This window comes from Pseudarthrobacter naphthalenicus, assembly GCF_029076445.1.
GTDB classification, from domain to species: Bacteria; Actinomycetota; Actinomycetes; order Actinomycetales; family Micrococcaceae; genus Arthrobacter; species Arthrobacter naphthalenicus.
Genome location: NZ_JARESG010000036.1, coordinates 1 through 20,608, shown reverse-complemented (window position 1 = coordinate 20,608; position 20,608 = coordinate 1). Strand labels below are relative to the sequence as shown.

The 20,608-nt window shown below is 61.1% G+C and carries 20 protein-coding genes and 1 pseudogene; 10 read left to right on the top strand and 11 right to left on the bottom strand.

Annotation, left to right across the window (positions count from 1 at the left end; genetic code table 11):
• Positions 1 to 125: 125 nt before the first annotated feature.
• Positions 126 to 533 (top strand): annotated as a pseudogene (locus PY310_RS20140) (ParB/RepB/Spo0J family partition protein); the annotation flags it as partial.
• Positions 534 to 673: 140 nt separating this feature from the next.
• On the opposite strand, the gene PY310_RS20135 reads toward PY310_RS20140, so the two are convergent.
• On the bottom strand, positions 674 to 2,197 hold the full coding sequence (locus PY310_RS20135) for a SulP family inorganic anion transporter (protein WP_275216361.1): 1,524 nt from the start codon (positions 2,195 to 2,197) through the stop codon (positions 674 to 676).
• Positions 2,198 to 2,376: 179 nt separating this feature from the next.
• On the opposite strand from PY310_RS20135, the gene PY310_RS20130 reads away from it, so the two are divergent.
• Positions 2,377 to 2,757 (top strand): MerR family transcriptional regulator, encoded by a 381-nt coding sequence (locus PY310_RS20130; RefSeq protein WP_275216359.1) that lies wholly within the window; start codon positions 2,377 to 2,379, stop codon positions 2,755 to 2,757.
• A 28-nt stretch (positions 2,758 to 2,785) separates the two neighbouring features.
• On the opposite strand, the gene PY310_RS20125 is transcribed toward PY310_RS20130, so the two are convergent.
• The 3 genes from PY310_RS20125 to PY310_RS20115 all read right to left on the bottom strand — a co-directional run bounded on the left by PY310_RS20125 (position 2,786) and on the right by PY310_RS20115 (position 4,983).
• A complete protein-coding gene (locus PY310_RS20125; RefSeq protein ID WP_275216358.1) occupies positions 2,786 to 3,598 on the bottom strand; it encodes an IS3 family transposase in 813 nt (270 codons plus the stop codon).
• Between the two features lie 38 nt (positions 3,599 to 3,636).
• Positions 3,637 to 4,125, bottom strand: coding sequence for a helix-turn-helix domain-containing protein (locus PY310_RS20120; protein ID WP_275216356.1), 489 nt, complete (start codon positions 4,123 to 4,125; stop codon positions 3,637 to 3,639).
• A gap of 549 nt (positions 4,126 to 4,674) precedes the next feature.
• Positions 4,675 to 4,983 (bottom strand): hypothetical protein, encoded by a 309-nt coding sequence (locus PY310_RS20115; protein ID WP_275216355.1) that lies wholly within the window; start codon positions 4,981 to 4,983, stop codon positions 4,675 to 4,677.
• 248 nt (positions 4,984 to 5,231) lie between these two features.
• On the opposite strand from PY310_RS20115, the gene PY310_RS20110 reads away from it, so the two are divergent.
• The 3 genes from PY310_RS20110 to PY310_RS20100 are packed head-to-tail and all read left to right on the top strand — an operon-like array spanning position 5,232 to position 8,527.
• A complete protein-coding gene (locus PY310_RS20110) occupies positions 5,232 to 5,624 on the top strand; it encodes a MobC family plasmid mobilization relaxosome protein (protein ID WP_275216354.1) in 393 nt (130 codons plus the stop codon).
• A 2-nt stretch (positions 5,625 to 5,626) separates the two neighbouring features.
• Entirely contained in the window at positions 5,627 to 7,267 is a 1,641-nt protein-coding gene (locus PY310_RS20105) for a relaxase/mobilization nuclease domain-containing protein (RefSeq protein WP_275216352.1), read from the top strand.
• Positions 7,268 to 7,294: 27 nt separating this feature from the next.
• Positions 7,295 to 8,527 carry a hypothetical protein gene (locus tag PY310_RS20100; protein WP_275216351.1) on the top strand — a complete coding sequence of 411 codons (1,233 nt, stop codon included), beginning with the start codon at positions 7,295 to 7,297 and terminating at the stop codon, positions 8,525 to 8,527.
• A gap of 76 nt (positions 8,528 to 8,603) precedes the next feature.
• On the opposite strand, the gene PY310_RS20095 is transcribed toward PY310_RS20100, so the two are convergent.
• The gene (locus tag PY310_RS20095; protein WP_275216349.1) at positions 8,604 to 9,071 is read right to left on the bottom strand and encodes a hypothetical protein; all 468 of its coding nucleotides are present in this window, start codon (positions 9,069 to 9,071) and stop codon (positions 8,604 to 8,606) included.
• Positions 9,072 to 9,220: 149 nt separating this feature from the next.
• On the opposite strand from PY310_RS20095, the gene PY310_RS20090 reads away from it, so the two are divergent.
• Positions 9,221 to 10,327 (top strand): ATP-binding protein, encoded by a 1,107-nt coding sequence (locus PY310_RS20090; RefSeq protein ID WP_275216348.1) that lies wholly within the window; start codon positions 9,221 to 9,223, stop codon positions 10,325 to 10,327.
• Positions 10,328 to 10,649: 322 nt separating this feature from the next.
• On the opposite strand, the gene PY310_RS20085 is transcribed toward PY310_RS20090, so the two are convergent.
• Positions 10,650 to 11,693: an SNIPE associated domain-containing protein gene (locus PY310_RS20085; RefSeq protein ID WP_275216347.1), complete on the bottom strand. Its 1,044-nt coding sequence runs from the start codon at positions 11,691 to 11,693 to the stop codon at positions 10,650 to 10,652.
• Positions 11,694 to 12,019: 326 nt separating this feature from the next.
• Complete coding sequence (locus tag PY310_RS20080) at positions 12,020 to 13,351, bottom strand: hypothetical protein (protein WP_275216346.1); 1,332 nt, start codon at positions 13,349 to 13,351, stop codon at positions 12,020 to 12,022.
• 469 nt (positions 13,352 to 13,820) lie between these two features.
• Between PY310_RS20080 and PY310_RS20075 the strand changes: the two genes are divergently transcribed.
• The gene (locus PY310_RS20075; RefSeq protein ID WP_275216345.1) at positions 13,821 to 14,153 is read left to right on the top strand and encodes a CHY zinc finger protein; all 333 of its coding nucleotides are present in this window, start codon (positions 13,821 to 13,823) and stop codon (positions 14,151 to 14,153) included.
• On the opposite strand, the gene PY310_RS20070 is transcribed toward PY310_RS20075, so the two are convergent.
• The 4 genes from PY310_RS20070 to PY310_RS20055 form a co-directional block, all read right to left on the bottom strand.
• On the bottom strand, positions 14,117 to 14,752 hold the full coding sequence (locus PY310_RS20070; RefSeq protein ID WP_275216343.1) for an energy-coupling factor transporter transmembrane component T family protein: 636 nt from the start codon (positions 14,750 to 14,752) through the stop codon (positions 14,117 to 14,119). The two genes, PY310_RS20075 and PY310_RS20070, sit on opposite strands and share 37 nt — an antisense overlap.
• Entirely contained in the window at positions 14,749 to 15,450 is a 702-nt protein-coding gene (locus PY310_RS20065; RefSeq protein ID WP_275216342.1) for an energy-coupling factor ABC transporter ATP-binding protein, read from the bottom strand. Before PY310_RS20065 ends, PY310_RS20070 begins: the two co-directional genes overlap by 4 nt.
• 34 nt (positions 15,451 to 15,484) lie before the next feature.
• Entirely contained in the window at positions 15,485 to 16,081 is a 597-nt protein-coding gene (locus PY310_RS20060; protein ID WP_275216340.1) for a biotin transporter BioY, read from the bottom strand.
• 650 nt (positions 16,082 to 16,731) lie between these two features.
• Positions 16,732 to 17,493, bottom strand: coding sequence for an IclR family transcriptional regulator (locus tag PY310_RS20055; protein ID WP_275216339.1), 762 nt, complete (start codon positions 17,491 to 17,493; stop codon positions 16,732 to 16,734).
• 126 nt (positions 17,494 to 17,619) lie between these two features.
• On the opposite strand from PY310_RS20055, the gene PY310_RS20050 reads away from it, so the two are divergent.
• The 3 genes from PY310_RS20050 to PY310_RS20040 form a co-directional block, all read left to right on the top strand.
• Complete coding sequence (locus PY310_RS20050; RefSeq protein ID WP_275216338.1) at positions 17,620 to 19,161, top strand: pyruvate carboxylase subunit B; 1,542 nt, start codon at positions 17,620 to 17,622, stop codon at positions 19,159 to 19,161.
• A complete protein-coding gene (gene accB, locus PY310_RS20045) occupies positions 19,151 to 19,684 on the top strand; it encodes an acetyl-CoA carboxylase biotin carboxyl carrier protein (protein ID WP_275216336.1) in 534 nt (177 codons plus the stop codon). Before PY310_RS20050 ends, accB begins: the two co-directional genes overlap by 11 nt.
• The coding region (locus tag PY310_RS20040; RefSeq protein WP_275216335.1) for an ATP-binding protein at positions 19,677 to 20,608 on the top strand (932 nt) is incomplete at its 3' end. The genes accB and PY310_RS20040, both read left to right, overlap by 8 nt.

Below are 20,608 nucleotides of genomic sequence, written 5' to 3'. Positions count from 1 at the left end.
TTTGCAAAAAGGCATCAAAGACAGTTGTGAGCATCTCTTCCGCTGGCGTATAAATCGACCAGGTGAAGTACCGCGTACTAATCGTTGGGATCGGAGCGTACGCGGCGGTTGCAAAGTGCAGAGAAGCCACCACCGTCCGCCGCGAATGGGTCAAAAACCTGCTGGCGAAGAAGCAGGCCCCCAAAGGCTGGCAGTACTTCACCGTCCACGCCATTACCCACCACCCCGAAACTGCCAGCGGATACGAGGGCAAGGTCGCCGCCGACATGGTCGGAGCGAAGGTCGAGGAATCCAACCAGTGGGCATGGAACCCGCTCAGGGACCACGTCGCCAAAACCACCACCCGTCCCGAGTTCTCGCTCATCGCAGTGATCTGCGCCGGGTACGAAAAGACCATCCACAAGGACTCATGGCGCTCACCCAGCCAGACCCACCGGGACTACCTGAACCAGCTGGTCCTCTGGGGATACACCGCCAGCGCAGTTGAGCAAATCATCATCGACAGCGGCCAAAAGGCCGGGACGGCCGCATAATGAACTGGTCCCCTAAAGTTGGACTGGCTAATTAAGAGCCTAGTGCAGTAGCCGGAGTTTCAATGGCCGGTGTCGCTCAATATGCAAAAGAGCTCCCTTCCAGAGTCAGAGTTTGGAAGGGAGCTCTTGCGGTTTTGTGGTCAGTGGCCGGCGCCGAGCTTGCCGCCGAGGCGTTCGCGCATGAGGGTGCTTGCCTCGTTGAGACCGACGATCTTCACGTCCTTGCCGTGATGGTGGTATTTCTCGGTGATGGCGTCCAGAGCCGCGATCGTGGAGGCGTCCCAGAGGTGTGAGGCGTGCATGTCAATGACGACATGCTCGGGGTCCAGCGCGTATTCGAACTGGGTGTAGAGGTCGTTGGAGGAGGCGAAGAACAGTTCTCCGTCGACGACGTAAGTGGCAGTTTCGTGAGCGTTAACGGTCTTGACGGTCCGCTCCACGGTGACGAAGTGGGCGACGCGGCGGGCGAACATGACCATGGCCACGAGCACGCCGACGCCGACGCCGATGGCCAGGTTGTGCGTGGCCACGGTGACGATGACGGTGGCGAGCATGACAATAGTTTCGCTCTTAGGCATCATCTTCAGGGTCCGTGGCCGGATGCTGTGCCAGTCGAACGTGGCCACGGAAACGAAGATCATCACGGCCACGAGCGCAGCCATAGGGATCACGGAGACGATGCCGCCCAGGACGACGACGAGGATGAGCAGGAAGACGCCGGCCAGGAACGTCGAGATCCGGGTCCGGGCTCCGGAAGCTTTGACGTTGATCATGGTCTGCCCGATCATCGCGCAGCCGCCCATGCCGCCGAAGAAACCGGTCACGATGTTTGCGACGCCCTGGCCCCAGGCCTCCCGGGTCTTGTGTGAGCGGGTGTCCGTGACGTCGTCGACGAGCTTGGCCGTCATGAGCGATTCAAGCAGTCCCACGAAAGCCATGGCGAGGGCGAAGGGGAAAATGATCTGCAGGGTCTCGAGGCTGAACGGCACGTTCGGGATGAACAGCGCCGGCAGCGAATCGGGCAGGTCGCCCTTGTCGCCCACGGTCGGGACCGCGACGGCCGCGAAGACAGTGATCAATGTCAGAACCACAATGGCGACCAGCGGCGCCGGAACAGCCTTGGTGAGTTTGGGCAGGCCGAAGACAATGGCCAGACCCAGTGCAACGAGGGGGTACACCAGCCACGGAACGCCGAGGAGTTCCGGGACCTGGGACATGAAGATCAGGATGGCCAGGGCGTTGACGAACCCGACCATGACCGAACGGGGTATGAAGCGCATCAGCTTCGCGACGCCGGAAAGGCCCAGGATGATCTGGAAGATGCCGGCGAGGATGACGGCGGCGATGAAGTAGTCCACGCCGTGGGACTTCACCAGCGGCGCGATCACGAGGGCGATCGCGCCGGTGGCTGCGGAAATCATGGCGGGGCGGCCGCCGACGAAGGCGATGGTGACCGCCATGGTGAAGGACGCGAACAGTCCGATTCTCGGGTCGACGCCGGCGATGATCGAGAAAGCGATGGCTTCCGGGATGAGGGCCAGCGCGACGACGAGTCCGGCAAGGACCTCGGTCTTGAGCCGGCGTGGGGACCGCAGGGTGCCGCGCACGGACTGAAGCTGCTCGGGTGTGAAGGCCGGAGATACCCCGGCGGTTTTAACGGCCATTTCTGGCTCCGTTCATGGTCAAGAAGACGCGCGGGTGCGCCTTCGTTTTGCAAGTGAATGAGGGGGGCGCAGCGCCGCGCCGGGAAGAGGGGGAATTAGTCTTAAAGGTCTCACCCCACTATCTAAACCCTACCCTAACGTGATGGTAGGGTTTAAATCAGAAGAGGACGGAGGCGCTGATGACGGCTAAGACCAGCAGCACCAACACCATGCACATCGGTGAACTGGCGGAGAGGACGGGCCTCTCCCTGCGGACCATCCGCCACTACGACGACGTCGGGCTCCTCCCAGCAACCGCACGGACTGACGGCGGCTTCAGGGTGTTTTCCGAGGATGACTTCGAACGCCTGATGGTCATCAAGCAGATGAAGCCCCTGGGTTTCTCGCTCGAGGAGATGGCTGAAATCCTTGCCCTCCTTGCGGCCCCTGAAGGTGCGGCCCCTGAAAGATCAGTGACGCTGGCTGGATTCCTGGAGAGGGCCGTCCATCAGCGAGCCAAGATGGCCCGGAACCTGGCGCAGGCCGATGAGTTCATTGAAAGGCTCAGCAACCGGTCCTGAACGAGGCAGCGCCTCACTGCGGGCCAAGCTACGCCGACAGCACGTGAGCGCGGAATTGAACTGGGCTTAGGCCGTGGAGCTTCGTGGAGATTCTTTCGGTGTTGTACCAGTGGATGTATTCGTGAAGCGCTGCTCTCAGCGCATCGGTGTTGAGGAACCGGACTCGGTGGAAGAGTTCTTCTTTGAGGTGGCCGAAGAAGTTCTCCATGACGGCGTTGTCGTAGCAGTTGGCTTTGCGGGACATCGATTGGACCGCGCCAGCGTTTTCCAGGAGCTTGCGCCAGGAAGTGTGCTGGTATTGGAACCCCTGGTCCGAGTGCACGAGTGGTTTCTGCCCGTCCTCCAGTATGGCGAGGGCGCCGCGCAGAGATGAGTTGGTCAGTTCCAAGTTGGGCGAGACTCCAATGGCGTAGGAGATGATCTGCCGGTCAAAGAGGTCCATGACCGGTGATAGGTAGAGTTTCCGGTCGCCGACGCTGAACTCGGTCACGTCGGTCACCCACTTTTGGTTCGGCGCATCCGCTTTGAACTCGCGCTTCAACAGGTTCGGAGCCACGACGCCCTGCTCGCCCTGGTAGGAGTTGTAGCGCTTCTTCCGCCGGACTTTGCAGACCAGCCGCAGTAGACGCATCAGCTTCAGCACGGTCTTCTTCGCGATCGTCCAGCCTTGCTTGACCAGCTCGCAGTGGACACGGCGATGCCCATACCGGGCGCGGCTCTTCTCGAAGATACTGGTGATCGCGGTCTTGAGAGCTGCCTGCGGGTCAGGGGCCAGCATTCGCGCCTGATGGTAGAAGAACGTGGACCGGGGCAGCCCGGCTACGTCCAGGAGAACTTCCAAGCGGTGCTCGGCCTTGAGAGCGATGACAGCGCGGACTTTTAGCGCTGTTCCTCGTCCCTCAAGGCGTTTACTTTTCCCAGGAAGGCCACCTCTGCCCGCAAGCGCTCGTTCTCGCGGCGCAATCGCTGCAGCTCCGACTCCGGCTGTGTCGGCGTCTTAGGAGGTGAGATCCGTCGGCCGGGTGGTTTCGGGCGCAAGCCGTCTTCGCCTTCGTTGCGGTATATACGTGCCCACTTTTTGATCAGATCCGGTGAGGAAAGCTCGAGCTCCTTCGCCAGGGCGACCTGGCTCTCTCCGGCTTGGAACCGGCGGACGGCGGCGAGTTTGAACTCGAATGTGAACTTCCGATGGGTTGATTTGGTCACCAGCGCCGTACCTCCGCGAACTCTCCACAAGCCATGGATGCGGATGACAGCTTTTGAACGGACCCCTAGCCTCGTCGCCGCTGCCTTCGCACCCCAACCCAACTCGAACAACGCTACCGCGGCCTCGCGCTGTTCCTCAGATAACGAACTACTGTTCTGCATAAAACTGCTCCCCGAACGTAAGGACTGAATTTTCAGTCCAACTTTCGGGGAGCAGTTCATGATACGGTGCCGGCCTTCGCCGTCTTCTTAGAGATAAAGAAGCCCGCGAGTACTCGTCTGCCCTGAGGGGTGTACCGTCGCGGGCCACCACAGGCGATGGTAATCATTTGCCGTGTGCCGCTGGTGGATTCCCGCCCGCGGTTGCCTCACGACGGAAGACCCGTATGTTTGGAAGCAGGCCTGGGCGCAAGGTCACGCTGCTACGGGCCGACCCCGTCGACGTCATGTGTCGTCCCTGCTGAAAGGAAAACCTGCCGCGGGATCCGGTGGGCCGGCTGCCGCGGTCTTGGTCCATGGGGAAGCTGTCTGTTGGTGATAGGTGCCTTTCCAGGCTGTGCACATTCGCCGGTCCCGGCCGGTGACATTACGGGCAGTGGTGGGCTGGCGTTTGTGTGCAGCCGGTCAGCTGGGTCCGGTCGTCCACGTGGGTGCGGGAAAAGCCCGAAGGAGTGTCGCTTTTGCCGTGCCCGGGTGGGCGAGGGGCAACGTCTACTCAGCCCCGGAAGCCTGATCGGCTGAGTACGGGGAAGCCTCGTCTGTCGTGCGGGTGGTGGCCGGTTTCCGGCGGCGTGCTGCGGCGCCGGACTCGAGCCCGAGTTTCTTCAGCTCTTCAGGGCTCCATCCGTCCTTGGTTGCGCGCACGTACGCACGTTTGTCTTCGCGTTCGGCGTCGGCGAGCTGGTCGCGGAGGTCGGTGATGCGCTGTCTGGTCTTGACCAGGTTGGTGACGGACTCGATGCGGGAGTCCAGGAGGGCGCGGGCCTGGTTGCGGGTCTGTTCAATATCGATGGTTGGCATGCACCCACCGTAACCACAATGTTGCCCTGTTTTGGGGCAGCGACGCGCAGCGGCGTGCCACTTCACGACCGGGACGGCGGATAGTGCAGGAAAAGGGCTGAAGCCAATTTCGGCGGAGCAAGCTATACATTTACACGGGTGTAAATGGCGTGTCGTTCACGGCCCTGTGGTTGTTCGCTTGACACACTGGTCGTGTGGTCCCGGGTTGGGGTCGCTGCGCTGGGCTGTTTGAGGGATTGGGGGAGTGCGTGTCTGAGGAGAATGAGAAGCCGCGTTCCCGGGTTTCCAAGCGGCGGCGGGAGAACAGGCCGGCGGGTTCGAAGAAGCGCCGTGATCTGTGGGTCACGGCTGAGGAGGAAGCTGCCTTGGTGGCCCGGGCTGCGAGGGAGAGGGTCACGGTCCCGAACCTGCTCATCAGTGCTGCGTTGTCGGAGGGGTCGGAGACACCGACGGAGCGGAAGGCGGCGATGGCTGAACTGATGGCGATCCATACGTTGTTGGCGCGGGTGTCGAACAACGTGAACCAGATCGCCCGGCACGCGAACGCCGGCAACGAGTTCCCCCAGGACGCCAAGGCGGTTTTGGGGTATGTGCGCGAGGTCGCGATGCGGATTGACCGAACAATTGAGGGGCTGATGTAGGAGTGATTCCGAACGTCACCCGCGGGTCCCGGATGTCCGGTCTGCTCCTGTACCTGGCCTCCACCGATGCGGATAAGACGAAGAACTCGCACACGGATCCGCACCTGGTCGCGGGGGACGCGGCGATCATGGCCTGGTACGACGACGGGGTCCTCGACAAGGATGACGCGGTCGCGATCGCGAAGCATCTGGACCAGCCCCGCAAGGGGTTCGGTGTCGAGATTCTGCAGAAGGATTTCCGCTGGGACCCGGTCAAAAAGGAACGCGTACCGAACGGTCATAAGCAGGCCGATGTGTGGCACTGCTCGCTGAGCCTCCGCGCCGAAGAAGGGGCTCTCACTGACCAGCAGTGGGGCGACATCGCGAACGACTTCGTCGACGCCATGGGCTTCACCGAAGCCAGCGGCAAAGCCCAGTGCCGATGGGTCGCGATCAACCACGGAACGAGTGAGAACGGCAACCACCACATCCACATCGCCGTGTCCCTCGTCCGCGAAGACGGCACCAAAGCCTCCACCCACGGCGACTACAAACGCGCACAAGCAACCTGCCGGGAGCTCGAAACCAAGTACGGCCTCGAAGAACTCTCTTCCGTGCACGCCACCCGCGGATACGATAGGGCCGAGAAAGCCACCGCCGTCCGGGATGACCGGGAAATGCACCGCGCATCCCTGGCCCGGAAGGTACGCGCCAGCGCCAGCGCCTCAGCGACCGAAGCGGAGTTCGTCCGCCGCGCCCGCGACACCGGGCTGCTCGTCCGGCCGCGGTACGCGAAGAACACCACCGACGTCATCGTCGGCTACTCGGTCGCCGAACGCCCGAAGCCGGGGGAGCGTCCTATCTGGTTCGGCGGCGGCACCCTTGCCTCGGACCTGAAGCTCGGTGCCCTGCGTGAGGAATGGCCCGACACCCCGCACCTGGCCACCGAGGCTGCGGCGGAATGGAACGCAGCGGCGCGCAACAAACGCAAGGTCTCCAGGACCGGCCCCGAGAACGCAACCCCTTCAGCTGACGCATGGGTTCAGTACACCCGCAACGTGACGGCACTGGCGGACCAGCTGCGCACCATTCCGCGGGATGATCACGCGACCTGGGCGAAGGCGGCACGGGACGTATCAGGTGCATTCGCGGCATGGTCATACCGGCTCGAGGCGACGCCCGGGCCGCTGGCCGCCACAGCTGCTGAACTGTCCCGCACCGCCCAGCTGCGTGCACCACGGCAGCACGGCAAACCCGTCGCGCTGCCGTCGATTGCCGGTACTGCGATGTTGTTTATGGCCGCGTCAAGCACGAACAAAACGGCAGCCCAAACAGCGCTCATGGTGCAGCTGATCAACACCGCCTTCGCAGTCTATGAAATGCACGCCCAGTCCGGACGGGCCAGGGAAGCCCAGCGCATCCGGTCAGTGGTGGAGAACCAGCTCGCGCCGTTCACTGCCGCGATGCCCAAGGTCATGCCGGTTGGAGCAAAGCAGCCGGCAGCCGCTGAGGCAGCGATGCCGGCCAGGGCAGTTGATATTGCACGCCGCGGCATGGCACCCATCCGGCCGGGATCCGTGGTTCCCACGACACCCACCCCGGCCACACCAGCGAAGACCTATCAGCCCATCCGGCGCGACTCCGGGCCGGGCCTCGACCGATAAATCACCACCAAGTGCAAGGGGAACACCATGAGTGAATCAGACGGCATCGACGACTTTCTCGACAATGGGATGCGGCAATCCCTGATGATCGCCTCACGCATCGCCGAGACGCTGGCACGCCGCCGGCAGGAATCCCAGCGACAGCAGGAACACCAGGACGCCCAGGGAGCGCACGAAGCGAAGGCACGGCTCACGGCCGAGCGCAGCGCCGCCCACGCGGCACTCGCACCCGTGCACAAGGATCAGTGGTGGGACAAGGCGCAACCTGCCGACATCGCCACCGCGCACGCCGTCGCCGAAAGCTGGAAGGACCACGACCCCACAGCCCTGGAAGCAGCCGGAAAGATCCGTCAGGAAGTCCTGGCCCGGTACGGCATCGACACACACGACGTCGGCCCGGACACGGCCTACCTCGAGTCAGGGATCCGGACCATTACCACCGAGAAGGCCCGGCAGGAGGAGCTGGCACGCAGCCAGGGAGAGACACGCACGGCGGCCGCCGAACACGAGAAGGCCATGCAGCTGCTCGCAGCTGCCCGCGCAGAAGAACTCCGCGCCCAAGCCGCGAAACTGGCCCCGGAAATGGAACGCCACCAAGTACCCGTGGAGTACCTGGCCAACCCCGAGCTGGCACAGGCACTGCAGACCGCGCACACCGCGAAGACCCCCAAGGCATTGGAAGCCGCGGACGCCACAGTGAAGGAACGACTGTTCCTCATCGGCAAGGACGGCATCAACGGTCCCGACATCGACCAGCTGCGCAAAGAAACCACAGCGAACATCAACGGCACCGAAGAAGCCCACTTTAAGGATCCCGAGTTCGTCAAAGCCGCCAAGGAACTGCACGACGCCAAGCTCCTGGCCAAGGGCGGCTTCAAAGGCACCCAGTTTTCATCCCTGGAACAGCGCTACGAACGCGCCGAGAAGGAACTCTTTGCCCGTCTGGAAGGACTCGGCCGCGAGATCGAGAACCGCGTCACCGGCAACGACAGCGGCCGTTTAAGAGACCAGGGCCTCAAAGCCGAGAGCACGTCAGCAGCCGGCTACGGCTCGGCTGAACACCACGAGAAGTTCGCTGAATCCCTGGCGACCACAGGCGCGAATGAGACCCAGATACGCGGACGCCTCGCCGCAGCCCGCAGCGAGGGCACACACCCCAGTGCAGCGGTGACCATGGGCAAGGGTGCAGCAAAGGCGAGAAAGAGCGGCGCAGGGAAAACAGCGGGGGCCGAGCGCACTAAGAACGGTTTGAGCCGCTAGACCAAAAGGCAGCGCGGAGCAGGCAGCACCGTTCCAGGGCTGGAACCTGGTGCACCGCGCCTCCCGGCCGAAGATGTCAGGCGTGGATCGGATCCGGGCGCATCCGTTCCACGTCCAGCTCCAAAGCCAGCTTTTCCTCGTCTGTCAGTCTCCGGATCGCCCGCTCGTACAACTGCAAGCCCGCAGCCCAGTTGTCCCAGCGGCCATCGCTTTTGACGACGCCGGTCTTGGATTCGAATTCCCGCACAGCAGCAGCGATTAAGATTGCCGTAACCACCTCGTCGTAGGGCTGATTTTCGGTTTTGCAGAAGTCGGGCACTGCCGGGTACCTGGGCATATCGGTTCCTCGAAGGTGGAACGTGTCATAGCTTTCACCGACAGCCTTATCGCCGTTCAACCGGATGCCCTGCTTCTCGGTCGATACAGGGAGGCCTTGGCCGTTAGGACCGCAGATGGTCACGGCTGAGGCGGCAATGAGTCTGCGTGCATCCTCTATTACCGCGGGTGTGGCTTTTAGGCCCGGAAAGTCGTGCGTATATCCCATAGTTCTTCCTCAGGTGATTCCTTTGTATGTGCAGGGCCCCCGAGGATTCCGCAAATAAGGGGGCGCCTGAGCCAGCCTCAGGACGTGAAGCACGGTATCGTGAGATTCACAGGATTCACAAGATTCATAGACATTCACAGGAGCGAGCCATGGAGAACCCGTTTCGTCCCACAGCGGGGGCTACACCGCCCGATCTCGTCGGGCGCGGGGGAGTGCTGGATGAATTCGCTTACGGCCTCCGCATCGGGTCAGGGGCACCAGGCCTCTTAACCATCTTCACTGGAGCCCGGGGTATCGGCAAGACCGTCATGCTGGGCGCAGCCGAAGATCTTGCGATAGCCAGTGGGTGGGCGGTTGTTTCCGAGACGGCCACCGGAGGGTTTCTGAGCCGCATTGGTGAGGCAATGCGCAGACTGACCAATGAACTGGGGGACGGCCCCACAGGCCGGCGTGTAACCGCTTTGTCAGTTGCTGGCTTCGCGGTTACGACCCAACTCGCCCCGGAGGAGCAAGTTGACTGGCGTGTCCGTGGTTCGGAACTTCTGCGCCTGCTGGCGCAGCGGGGAACGGGCCTGGTCATTACTGTTGACGAGATCCATGCCGCAGACCGCGCCGAGCTGTCCCAGCTAGCAGCCGACGTACAGCACTTCATCCGCGAGGGACTACCCATCGGACTCATCTTCGCCGGCCTGCCTGCCGCAGTTTCGGACCTGCTGAATGAGGGCGTCGCCACGTTCTTGCGCAGAGCTGACCGCATCGACCTCCATGCAGCTTCGATTGCTGAAGTGGAACGTTCCTTTGCCGAAACATTTGAAGGCGCTGGTAAAACTCTGGGATCCGACCTGGCGAGGATCGCGGCCGAAAGGACCGGCGGCTACCCCTTCCTCATCCAACTGGTCGGCTACTACCTCTGGCAAGAATCAGAAAGGAGCCCTGGAGGCCTGGACTCCGCAGCTGTCGACCGGGCCGCCGCGGCCGCCCGCCGCAGAAACGAACGCGTCGTCATCGAAGCTGCACTCTCAACAACGTCTGGAAGAGATCGCGACTTCCTACAGGCCATGGCAGAGGACTCCGGGCCTTCCTCGAGCATGGACATCGGTAAGCGCACCGGCATGCGGCCCAACGCCGTGGGCAACTACCGGACCCGCCTTCTGGACGCCGGGCTCATAGAGCCTGCGGGATACGGGCTTGTCGACTTCGCAATCCCCGGATTACGCGAATACCTGACACCGCCTCCAACTCACCAGCAGCAATGACGCTCCGTCTATTTAGGCGGAAGGCGCCTGACGACCAGGGGCTATCAGTAGGGCGGTCGCTGCGACCCTCGCCCAATCCCGCTTCACAGGGAATTCCAAGGTTCAGGTACTCATAATGAACCGAAGCTCCGGTCAACCGCTATTTGACTGGAGCTTCGCCAATTGGCGGGCCCCAAGGGCAGGTACCACTCCGAGTACGACTTCGGCGATAGCTGGCCGCACAGGCTGGCACTGGTTGCCCGCCGTTCCCGGAACCAAACTGATCCGCACCGGCGTTCCTTGACCGTCCGGTCTGCCAGCAAAAGCCGCGCCCGCTGGCGACTTACAGAGTAGTTATGGGCTGCGTAGTAGCCGTTGCCCCCTGGAAAGGTCGAGATGGCCACTGGTTGACCGACTGAAGGTATTCGGTGGCGTCAGCCTGTTCGCTGAACTCCAGAAGGTTGCCCACTTTTTGCACTAGCACGTCTCGAACTTCGGATGGGGTGGCGAAGAAGAACTCCTTGCGTGGGTTGGCCTGATTCACGGCCCTCGTCGCGAAATGTTTATGGAGTTCGTTTTCCAGAGTAACTGCATCTTCAGAGAAGAAAAGAGTGTGGATGTCAAAGCGGAACGGCACCGATGCTCCACTGAGCTCAGCGACGCGTTCAGTTGGTTCCAGGCGCCGTGTGAGGCCTATTTTGACGACGTCCTCGCCGAAGGCTCCGCGGTTGGAGATGACGTAGACGTAGCCGGCCCGAATGTTTGCAGCGCGGAAGTCGTTCTGGGCGATGGCTTCGTCGATTAGCTCGAGCCGGAGCTCCAGATCAGGATCTCGCTGCCCGGAAGCACGCATCGCATTGAGGGCGTTGAGCAGGTGCGCGCGTTCCTTATCGAGTCGGGCCCGTTCCTCTGCGAGTTCCCGTTCGACGCGGCGCTCCTCCCGTAGACGGGCCTTTTCTTCCCGTTCGGCTTCTTTTTCTTCCTGTTTCTTCATGAGCCAGTCGGCGGTGAGTTCAATTTCCTCGACACGCATCGCATGGAATTCATCGCTGATGTGCATTTCCATGAGTGCACCCAATTTCGCGATCGCAAGACGAGATGCATCCAGGCGGCGCTTGGCGGTGACCACATTGCCTAGCTTGAGGGATCTGATGCTGTTGTCGGCTTCAGCGTTGTAGGCGCGAAGCATCAGCTTTGCGAGGTCTTCGGTCATTCGTCGACCCTTGGCAAGCGAATTGTTGAAGGTGAAGAGATTCGACTTCACGATCGCCTGGCCGAGTTTCACGAGTTCCGCGATCCGCGTTTCCACGTCGTCCAAGCGTTCGCGGAACGACGCTGCATTCTCAAGAGGGTGGTGATAGCGGTAGATGCCAACTTCCTGGAGCACCAGTGCATCATTGAGCTCGACGTAGGAACCCGAGTCGACACTGGCTGCGGATAGTTGCCGCCGCAGAAGGCTATTCTCTGCTTCGAGAAACGCGATTCGTGCCGCGATGGCAGGTTCGCCTGGTTCCGCCTTGCCAGGTGAGGATACAGGCGTCGGTGCCGGCTTAACGTGTGGCGCAGCCGGGGAATCTTCGGATGGCAGCCAGAGTTGCCATCCTTGCGGAGGCGACGGCCAGGCCGGGTCCGGTGTCCATCCAGCCGGAGGTCGCCAAGATGCTGGTGGTCGGGGCCAGCCGGGAGGCGGATTGAAAACCAGGTCATCTTTCATCAGGAGCGCCGAACCCCCGAGACATTCGCCGGCGTGAGCCCGAGGGGATTCTTAGAGACGGCGGCGCCCAGGTGCTCAAGAGTTGCGGCTGGCACAACGGCTGAGAGATCGATAGTAGAAAACGCGTCACGTGATGCGCCGACCGCGGCGAACGGGATGTAAGTTTCATTGCCTGTTGCCGGATTGATCGTCTGCGTTCCGACCTCCAACGCGATGCTCTGAATCAGCGTCCGGCGATCGGCTTCAAAGATTTCATGCAAGGTTCGCAGTGCGACCTGATGAACAATTCCCGCGTATCGGTCTTTCGACTCTTTCTGCGAGAGTGCCACGGGCGTTATTTCGTCGCTGGCCTTGACGTACTTGTAGGACTTGATCGTCGGGATTTGGTCTGGGCTCGGTACGAGGACGCGCAATGCGAGTTCAGCTGTTCCAGGTTCAAACTGAGCCTCGTGCTCCACCGTGAATCCCTCGGGGTATACGGAGTTCGCGAGCACAATTCCTACGTACTCTTGAACGGCTTCGACTGAACCGTAGCTGAGATTCGCCATCAGTTCGTCAAGGGAGGCGTTGTGCTGATTGACCTCAGCCTCACGAGCGGCGCATTCGTCGAGGTAGCGGGCTTGTGCAGCCGCGAGCCTTTGCTTTCGGTTGTTTTCATCTGCGGCGTATTTGGCAGCAATCTCCTGACGCCGGCCCGGCAGTTGGGCCATCTCGTGCTCCCAATTTGCTTGAGCTCTGGAAAATGCGGCTTCAGCATGAAGGTTGGCCTCAGCAAGCTTCTTTTTCCGACCGAAAAGCCCCGTCGGTGGAGCTGGCGGTTGAAATACGGGTGCTGGGGGATCGAGAAGTGGCTCAGGAGCGAGAATTGGAGTCTCCAGCCGGCGGTCAAACGCTGGATGTTCTACCTTCCTGCGCAAGCTTGCGAGGTCGACGTAGTCGTCCACAGCCAGAGTCGATTCGAGAAGGGAATCCACTTGGTCGTAGACGGTGGCGAGTTCGGCGTTAAGCTGTTCCACTTCTGCCTGTCGGCTGGCAACGTGAGCGTCATTTGCCTCCTTCTCAAAGCGTTTGCGGTCCGCTTCTGAGGCACGCTGCAATGCCACCTGCGCCCTCTGATCAGCCTTCCATGCCTGCTCAGCCCGGCGCGCCGAAGCCGCCTGTTCCCGCGATGCGGCTCGCTGCCGCTGTTCGGCGACTTTCGCCTGGTGCTGCATTTCCGCTAAAAATCCACGACGATGTGCCACATCAAACCCCCAGATAAAGTTTTCGTTCACGTTATCAAGTAAGTAGAAGATTGAAGTATTGGACGAGCCGTCTTGGATAGATTCCAAGTTTTCGGTTCCTGAATGGCGATCCTTTACGCCGGCGTTCGAACTTGGACCGCGGCCTTCTGTCAGATATAAGTCTGAGACCTTTTACCAGGGAACTGTATAAACCGCCTTTCGGACCCTATTCTGACGCTCTTTTGCCTCACAGCCTGACGTCAGGTTGGGGTGTGCTCCAACCTGGTCGTCCGTGAGCGAAGTTTTCCGGAATCGGCGAGTCCGCTTGCACGAACGGCCGTGTCCTCGCAGTTGCCACCTTTGGCGCCCTGATTAATTTCATTAACTACAGAACACGGCTCGCGATGACCTTGGGTGCCGACAGGTCATTCTGGCATTCATCGCGGACCAGGGCTTCAGCTGTCCAGGAGGGCGTTAATGAAACTAAACTGGGCTGGAGGTTTCCCCATCGCTCGGGCATTCGTCAAGATCCAGTGCACGTAAACTTCGTGCACCTTCACACGACTGGTAGGACCCTATGGTGATTTACGGCAAACCCGTCGATGAGCAGACGCGCTGCGTCCACTACCGGACCCACAAAGACATCATCGCCGTTAAGTTCAACTGCTGTGGGAATTACTATCCCTGCTTCCGGTGCCATGAAGAATGTTCGGACCACCCGGTTAAGCTCTGGCCGGAGGACCAATGGCAGGAGCGGGCGATTCTCTGCGGGGTCTGCCGGACAGAGCTGAGCATTGTTGAGTACCGTGCAAGCACGCGCTGCCCGTCGTGCTCATCGGAGTTTAACGAGGCCTGCAGCACTCACGCGCACCTCTATTTTGACACCTCATCCAGTGTTCCGCTCTCGTAAGTGTCGGTTTCGAGGCCTCGAGCCGAAATGGCGTCGCCGATGGCTTCAGCAGTCTGGATGAGCCCGACGATAACGGGAACCACAATTTCATAGCTGTAAGCTTTTTGGCCGCGGGCGAGAAATGCCTCCCGCGCCGTGGTGATGGATGAGGACAGAAGTGGAATCGCGCGTACCGTTAGCGACAGCACCAGGCTGGCCCGCCAAGGGCTTATACCGACGTAACGCAGCAGTCCAAGCATTCTGCCGAAAAAGTCCAGCATGTCGCTGCTGCGAGTGGTGTATGTCAGCAGGCTTGCCAGCAGAACGGCGATAAGTAGGCGGATCCCGAACACTGCCCCACGCTGCAGACTGTGGAAAAGCATCTGGGCCGCGACCGTCAGCACCACGATCGGGACCACGGGCCGCACCGCCGCCCACAAGAGCGGAAGCCGAACGCCAGCGGCCGGGTAGACCAGCAGGCTCGACAGCAGGATCGCACCTAGCGCATACAGATTCTCTACAAGAAAAACAGCGGTGAGAGTCAGGAACAGCAGCAGGAATTTAGCGGACGCGGGCGCTCGGTGCAGTACAGAGGCACCGTCGACGTAGAGACCCATCATCGTCCGGTGCGCTCCTTTTCCCGATTGCCGATGAGACGTCGGTAAGCGGCCACGGCGTCCTGGGGCGAGCCGTCGAAGTGCACCTGCCCCCGATCCATGAGGATGGCTCGGTCGTAATCCTCAATGATTTCCAAATGGTGGGTCATCAGGATGACCTGCTGGCTCAGGTTCCTGACGGTATCGAGGAAGATCTGGACATTGTGCAGATCGAGAAGGGTGGTTGGTTCATCGCAAATCAGAATGTCCGGCTGGGTGACCAGGACGGAGGCCAGGGCTAGCATTTGTTTCTGCCCGCCGGATAGGAGGTGAGCCGAGTGGTTGGAAAGTGCCAATAACCCGTAACGATCCAGGACTTCGGCCACGATATCCGCCTTCTCCAGCTTCGAAAGCTTTTGCCCCCGAAGCCCCAGAGCGACGTCCTCGGCAACAGAGGGCATGATGATTTGGTGATTGGCGTCCGAAAACATGAACCCGACTCTGCGACGCACTTGGACAGCGTTCCTGCGGGTGTCCAGACCATCGACTAAGACGGTTCCGCGTCTTGGGACCAGCAGGCCGTTGAGGGTGCGGGCCAGGGTGGATTTCCCGCTGCCGTTTGCACCAATGAAGGCGATCCGATGTTCGTGAAGGTCAAGGCTTACCTCTCGGAGCACGTCGAATCCGTCGTAGTCATGGCTGACGTTTTGCAGGGAAATCATGTGGGCAGATCCTATCGGGTGCTTTTTGCGGGCCTTAGGCTCCGCTTTCGCCTCGCCGGATACCTACGGGTGGAACCGGGTAGGCGCGGTGTACTGCTGCGGCCACCAGTGCGGCCAGCACTGCTTTGAGGATGTCTCCGGGAAGGAACACCGCGGACCCGATGAGGGTGACGCCGAGATCCAAACCGGTGAACAAGGGCGAAACGAGCGCTCCCAGCAGGTCAATAACCAGTACCCCACCGAGCATGACCGCAGCCAAAACCTTTGGAAAGTACCGTTTCCCTGCGCCAATCCTTTCGGTCAGGAAGCCGATGACGAAAGCGCCTGCGACCCATCCCAAGAGATAACCCAACGATGGGGTCATAAACACCCCGATGCCTCCGCGGCCTCCTGAGAGCAGCGGGAGGCCGGCAGCGACCAAAACCAAGAAGGTGACGATGGCCAGCGTTCCCCGCCGGGCGCCAAGAATGGCGCCAGCGAGGAATACTCCCAAGTTCTGCAGGACGATCGGGACCGCCATACCTGCAACTGGAACCGCGACAAAACCCAAGGTTGCTATGAGTGCAGCAAACAGGGCAATAAGCCCCAGGTCTCGCGGCAACAGCACGGTGCGCCGGCGGGAGCGAGTCACCTCGGTTGGCTGACTGGAAATAGGAATCTCTGGCACGAGAGTCCTTTCATTTACAACGCCCGAGCCCGGGGTTGTTCCAGGGTTCTCGGCGGTCTGGGGGTTTTCCTGCATCGTCATTGATAGATCCTTACGTCTTGAGGGATATTCCGTGCAGCAGACTTTAGTAAAGCCTTGGCTACTCTAATTTGTAGGGGTCAAACAAAAATGTGCTTGTCATTTCGGTGCGATGCACCCAGGAGCTGTCCACAGTTGGGGTCAATCCGAGTTATCCACGGCTGGAAATTGGGAGCCGGTGGGGGTTGCTCCCTCAGCAGTAGTAGCGGGGATAACCCATCAGGATTGTCCCCGGTCGTGGGCAGCCGGCGCTACCTTTACCCAGGCATTGGCCCTAAACACAGCGCCGGCATGCTTCCTGCTCCGGCCCTCTGTCCAGCTTGGATCCAAGACTCTGCTGCGGGGGGCACGTGATATGCCTTGCCGATTGGGCGGCTGTCCAGATGCTACAGCGGCGTTGGTCTAACGAAGATTCGGGCTCCTCAAGCAGGCTGGGACTGTCGTAACGACCGGTTGCCTTAAGTGCGTCCTGGGCAGGCCCAGGAGAGGCGAATCGCCAATAGGGATGCAGGGCGTCGGGCTGCCGTAACTCATTGCTACTGCTCCGCGAGCGTGACTGCTGACAGGAGTGCTTCGACCAGCGCGGATTCGGTTCGCTCGTAGCGGCTGGACGGAACTGTCACCGCCAAGGCAGCGACGACACGTCCGTCGCTGCGGATCGGGGCGCTCAAGGATCGAACGTCCTCCCGGTATTCGCCTCGGTCGTAGAGGATGCCGGTGCGTCGTATCTCGGCCATTTGGGTTTCGAGGCTTGCTCGGTCGCTCACCGTCATCGGCGTGAACCGGGTGTACTCATGGTTATCCAGGATGGACGAGCGCTGTTCTTCGTCAGCGAAGGCGAGGAGTACTTTGGCGCTTGCTCGTGCGTGCACATCACCGGTGAATCCTACTTCGAGGCCGGCGACTCGCACAGCCTGTGATCCTTCGACCATGGCGAGGATGCGGATTTCCCCGCGGAACCAGCCGGTGAGATATGCCGTTTCGCGGGTGGTTTCGGCGAGTCGCCTGAGGGCTTGCCTGTGTTTGGCGTCCACACGTACGCGCAGGCCGGGCGAGTTGGCGATGTCGATGGCGCTCAGGCCGAGGGTGTACAGCTTGCCCGGCTCCTTGCTCAGTAGCTTTTCTTCCTCAAGTGTCGCGAGCAGATGATAGGCCGTAGGCATGGCGAGGCCGACACCGGCTGCCACCTCGGTTGCGGTGAGTCCGTGCGCTGATCGAGCGACCGCGAGCAGGATGCGCGAAGCCCGCGCGACGGATTGGATCACCTGGCGTTGTTTGGGGGGTTCGACTTCGCTCATCGACGCTGCATTCATTGCTTCATCCGTTCCGCTTGCCTCGAAAAATACTTGACTTTGTTAGCCCGGTCATCCCATAGTATGGCAGACCCTGAAACTTACTTTCACTATCTTGACACGAGGAGAGCCATGTCGACCAGTACACCACCGTCGATTGCGTCGGTAATGAGTCTTGGCGGGCGGCCGCCCGGGAGTCGGCGCGAGATCAAGATCATTGATACGACTTTGCGTGATGCGCATCAGAGCCTGTGGGCGACGAGGATGCGCACTGATCACATCGTTTCGATGGCGGGTGATTTTGACAAGGTTGGTTTCGAGCAGGTCGATCTTATGGCGCCGATCCAGTTTGATGTGGCGGTCCGTTATCTCAAGGAGGACCCGTGGGAGCGTGTACGCCTGGCGCATGAGCATGCGCCCAACACCAGGTTCAGGGCGTTGATCCGTTCCAAGAACATTGCTTCGTTCGACTTCCTGGCTGATGATGTGATCGAGGCCTGGGTGGAGAACCTGTACGCCAACGGCTTCCGGGTGATCGGATCCTTCGACGGCCTCAACGACATCGACAACATCGCTCCGGGCCTGATCAGGGCGAAGGAACTGGGAGCATCCACCTTCGGGGCTGTCTCGTTCTCGGAGAGCCCGGTGCACACCGACGAGCTCTTCGTCGCTAAGGCCCTGGAGCTGATTGAGAAGGCTGATGTCGACGCGATCATGCTTAAGGACGCGGCTGGCCTCTTGACGCCGGACCGTATCCGCACCCTGGTGCCGGCCCTCAAAGAAGCTATCGGGGAGCGGACTCTGGAACTGCACAGCCACTGCCTGACGGGGCTGGCGCCGCTGGTTTATCTCGAGGCGGTGGAACTTGGCTGTGATGCGCTGCATACCTCGATCGCGCCGATGGCCAACGGCGCCGCGCAGCCGGCGACGCAGGATATTGTGCGGGATCTGCGGGCGCTGGGATATACGGTCAATGTCGATGACGAAATCATCGACACGATCAGCGGGAAGCTGAACGCCATCGCTGAGGCAGAGGACAAGCCGGTAGGGCATCCTGTCGCGTACAGCGGTCTGCACTTCATGCACCAGCTTCCCGGGGGCATGCTGTCGAACTTCCACTCGCAGCTGGCAACGGCAGGGCTGTCCGATCGCTTCGATGAGCTGCTCCACGAAGTGGCCCGGGTGCGGTCCGAGCTGGCCTTCCCGATCATGATCACTCCCTTCGCCCAGTTCGTGGGGACCCAGGCAGTGATGAACGTGATCTCGGGTGAGCGGTACTCGATCGTGCCGAACGAAATCAAGAAGTATGCCCTGGGTTACTACGGCACGCTGCTGGCGCCCATCGACCCGGAACTGCACGCCAAAATCGTGGCCAACGGCGCTTCGAACATCGCCCTCGAACCCACCCCGATCGCCCCGATGCTCCCCCACCTGCGGGAGCGCCATCCCAACGAGAGCATCGACCTGCTGCTCCTGCGCGCGATGTTCGCCGGTACGCAGGTCGACGAAATGCAAAAGACCGTGGCCGCCGGCGGGAACGCCGATGAAATCCCCCTGCCGCTCCTGGACCTGATCAAGGCAATCCACCAAAAGAGCCAGACCGGCCGGCAAGCACTGAATGCAGGAAACCTGCGAATCAGCATCACAAAAGGAGAGAACGAAAATGTCGCTTAACCCACCCGATATCAAAGAACTCAAGGCCATCGTCGACTGGGCAAACCTCACCCCAGACGTCCGTGAACTTTCCCTCAAGTTCGGCGACGTGGAGCTGTTCATCTCCCGCGACCAGCAACCCTCCGGCAGCCCTTCGGCCCCGGCCCCGGCCCCGGCGCCTGCTACCCAGGCTCCACCATCAGCCCCGGCCGTCCCGGCTGCACCCGCTGTTGCCGTGCCGGCTGCCCTCGCGCCGGCCCCGGATGCACCTTCGTCGGGTACCAGCGAACTGGCTGCTGATGAAGTGCTGATCAAGGCGCCGATGGTCGGAATCTTCTATGCGTCCCCGAAACCAGGTGCTCCTAACTTCGTTTCGGTCGGTGACAGTGTCACCGCAGAGTCGGTGCTGTGCATCGTGGAGGTCATGAAACTGATGAGCAACATCGAGGCCCAGGTCGAGGGCACCGTGGTGAGGATCCTGGTCGAAAACGAGCAGGCAGTCGAATACGGCCAGCCACTGATGGTGATCAAGCGCCATGGGTGAACCACTGAAAAGCGTGCTCATCGCCAACCGCGGTGAGATCGCCCTGCGTATCATCAGGGCGTGCAAGGAGCTGGGCATCCGCAGCGTGCTCGCCTACTCCGAGGGCGACGCAGATTCCCTGCCCGTGAAACTGGCGGACCAGGCTGTCTGCATCGGACCCGCCCAGGCGAAGTCAAGCTACCGTGATCCCCGCGCGGTCATCAGCGCAGCACTGGCCTACAAGGTCGATGCCATCCATCCCGGCTACGGCTTCCTCTCCGAGAACGCCGACTTCGCCGCGCTGTGCGAAAAAGAACAGATCGGTTTTATCGGCCCCGCAGCTGAGGTCATCCGGCGTATGGGAGACAAGATCGAAGCCAAGAAGATCGCCCGCCGGGCCGGGGTGCCTACCGTCCCTGGTTCACTCGGTGCGATCGCTGAATACAGCGAAGCCCTCGCTGTTGCCAGCGAGGTCGGCTACCCCCTCCTGATCAAGGCCGCGGCCGGCGGCGGTGGGCGCGGGATGCGGGTCGTCGAGACCGCAGAGACGCTGGAGAAAGACCTGGCAGAGATCATGTCCGAGGCGGAGGTCGCGTTCGGCGATCCCTCGGTCTACATCGAGCGTTACCTCACCGACATCCGGCACATCGAAATCCAGGTCATCTCCGACGGCCACAACGTGGTGCACATCGGGGAACGCGACTGCACAGCGCAGCGACGCAACCAAAAACTCATCGAGGAATCGCCCTCACCGGTCCTGGACGCCGAACTCAGGCAAGGCCTGGCAGACGCCGCTGTCGCACTCTGCAAAGAAGTTTGTTACAAAAACGCCGGGACCGTTGAGTTCGTCTTCGACAACATCGAACGCACCTACTACTTCATCGAGATGAACACCCGCATCCAGGTAGAGCATCCCGTCTCTGAAATGGTCTCCGGCATCGACCT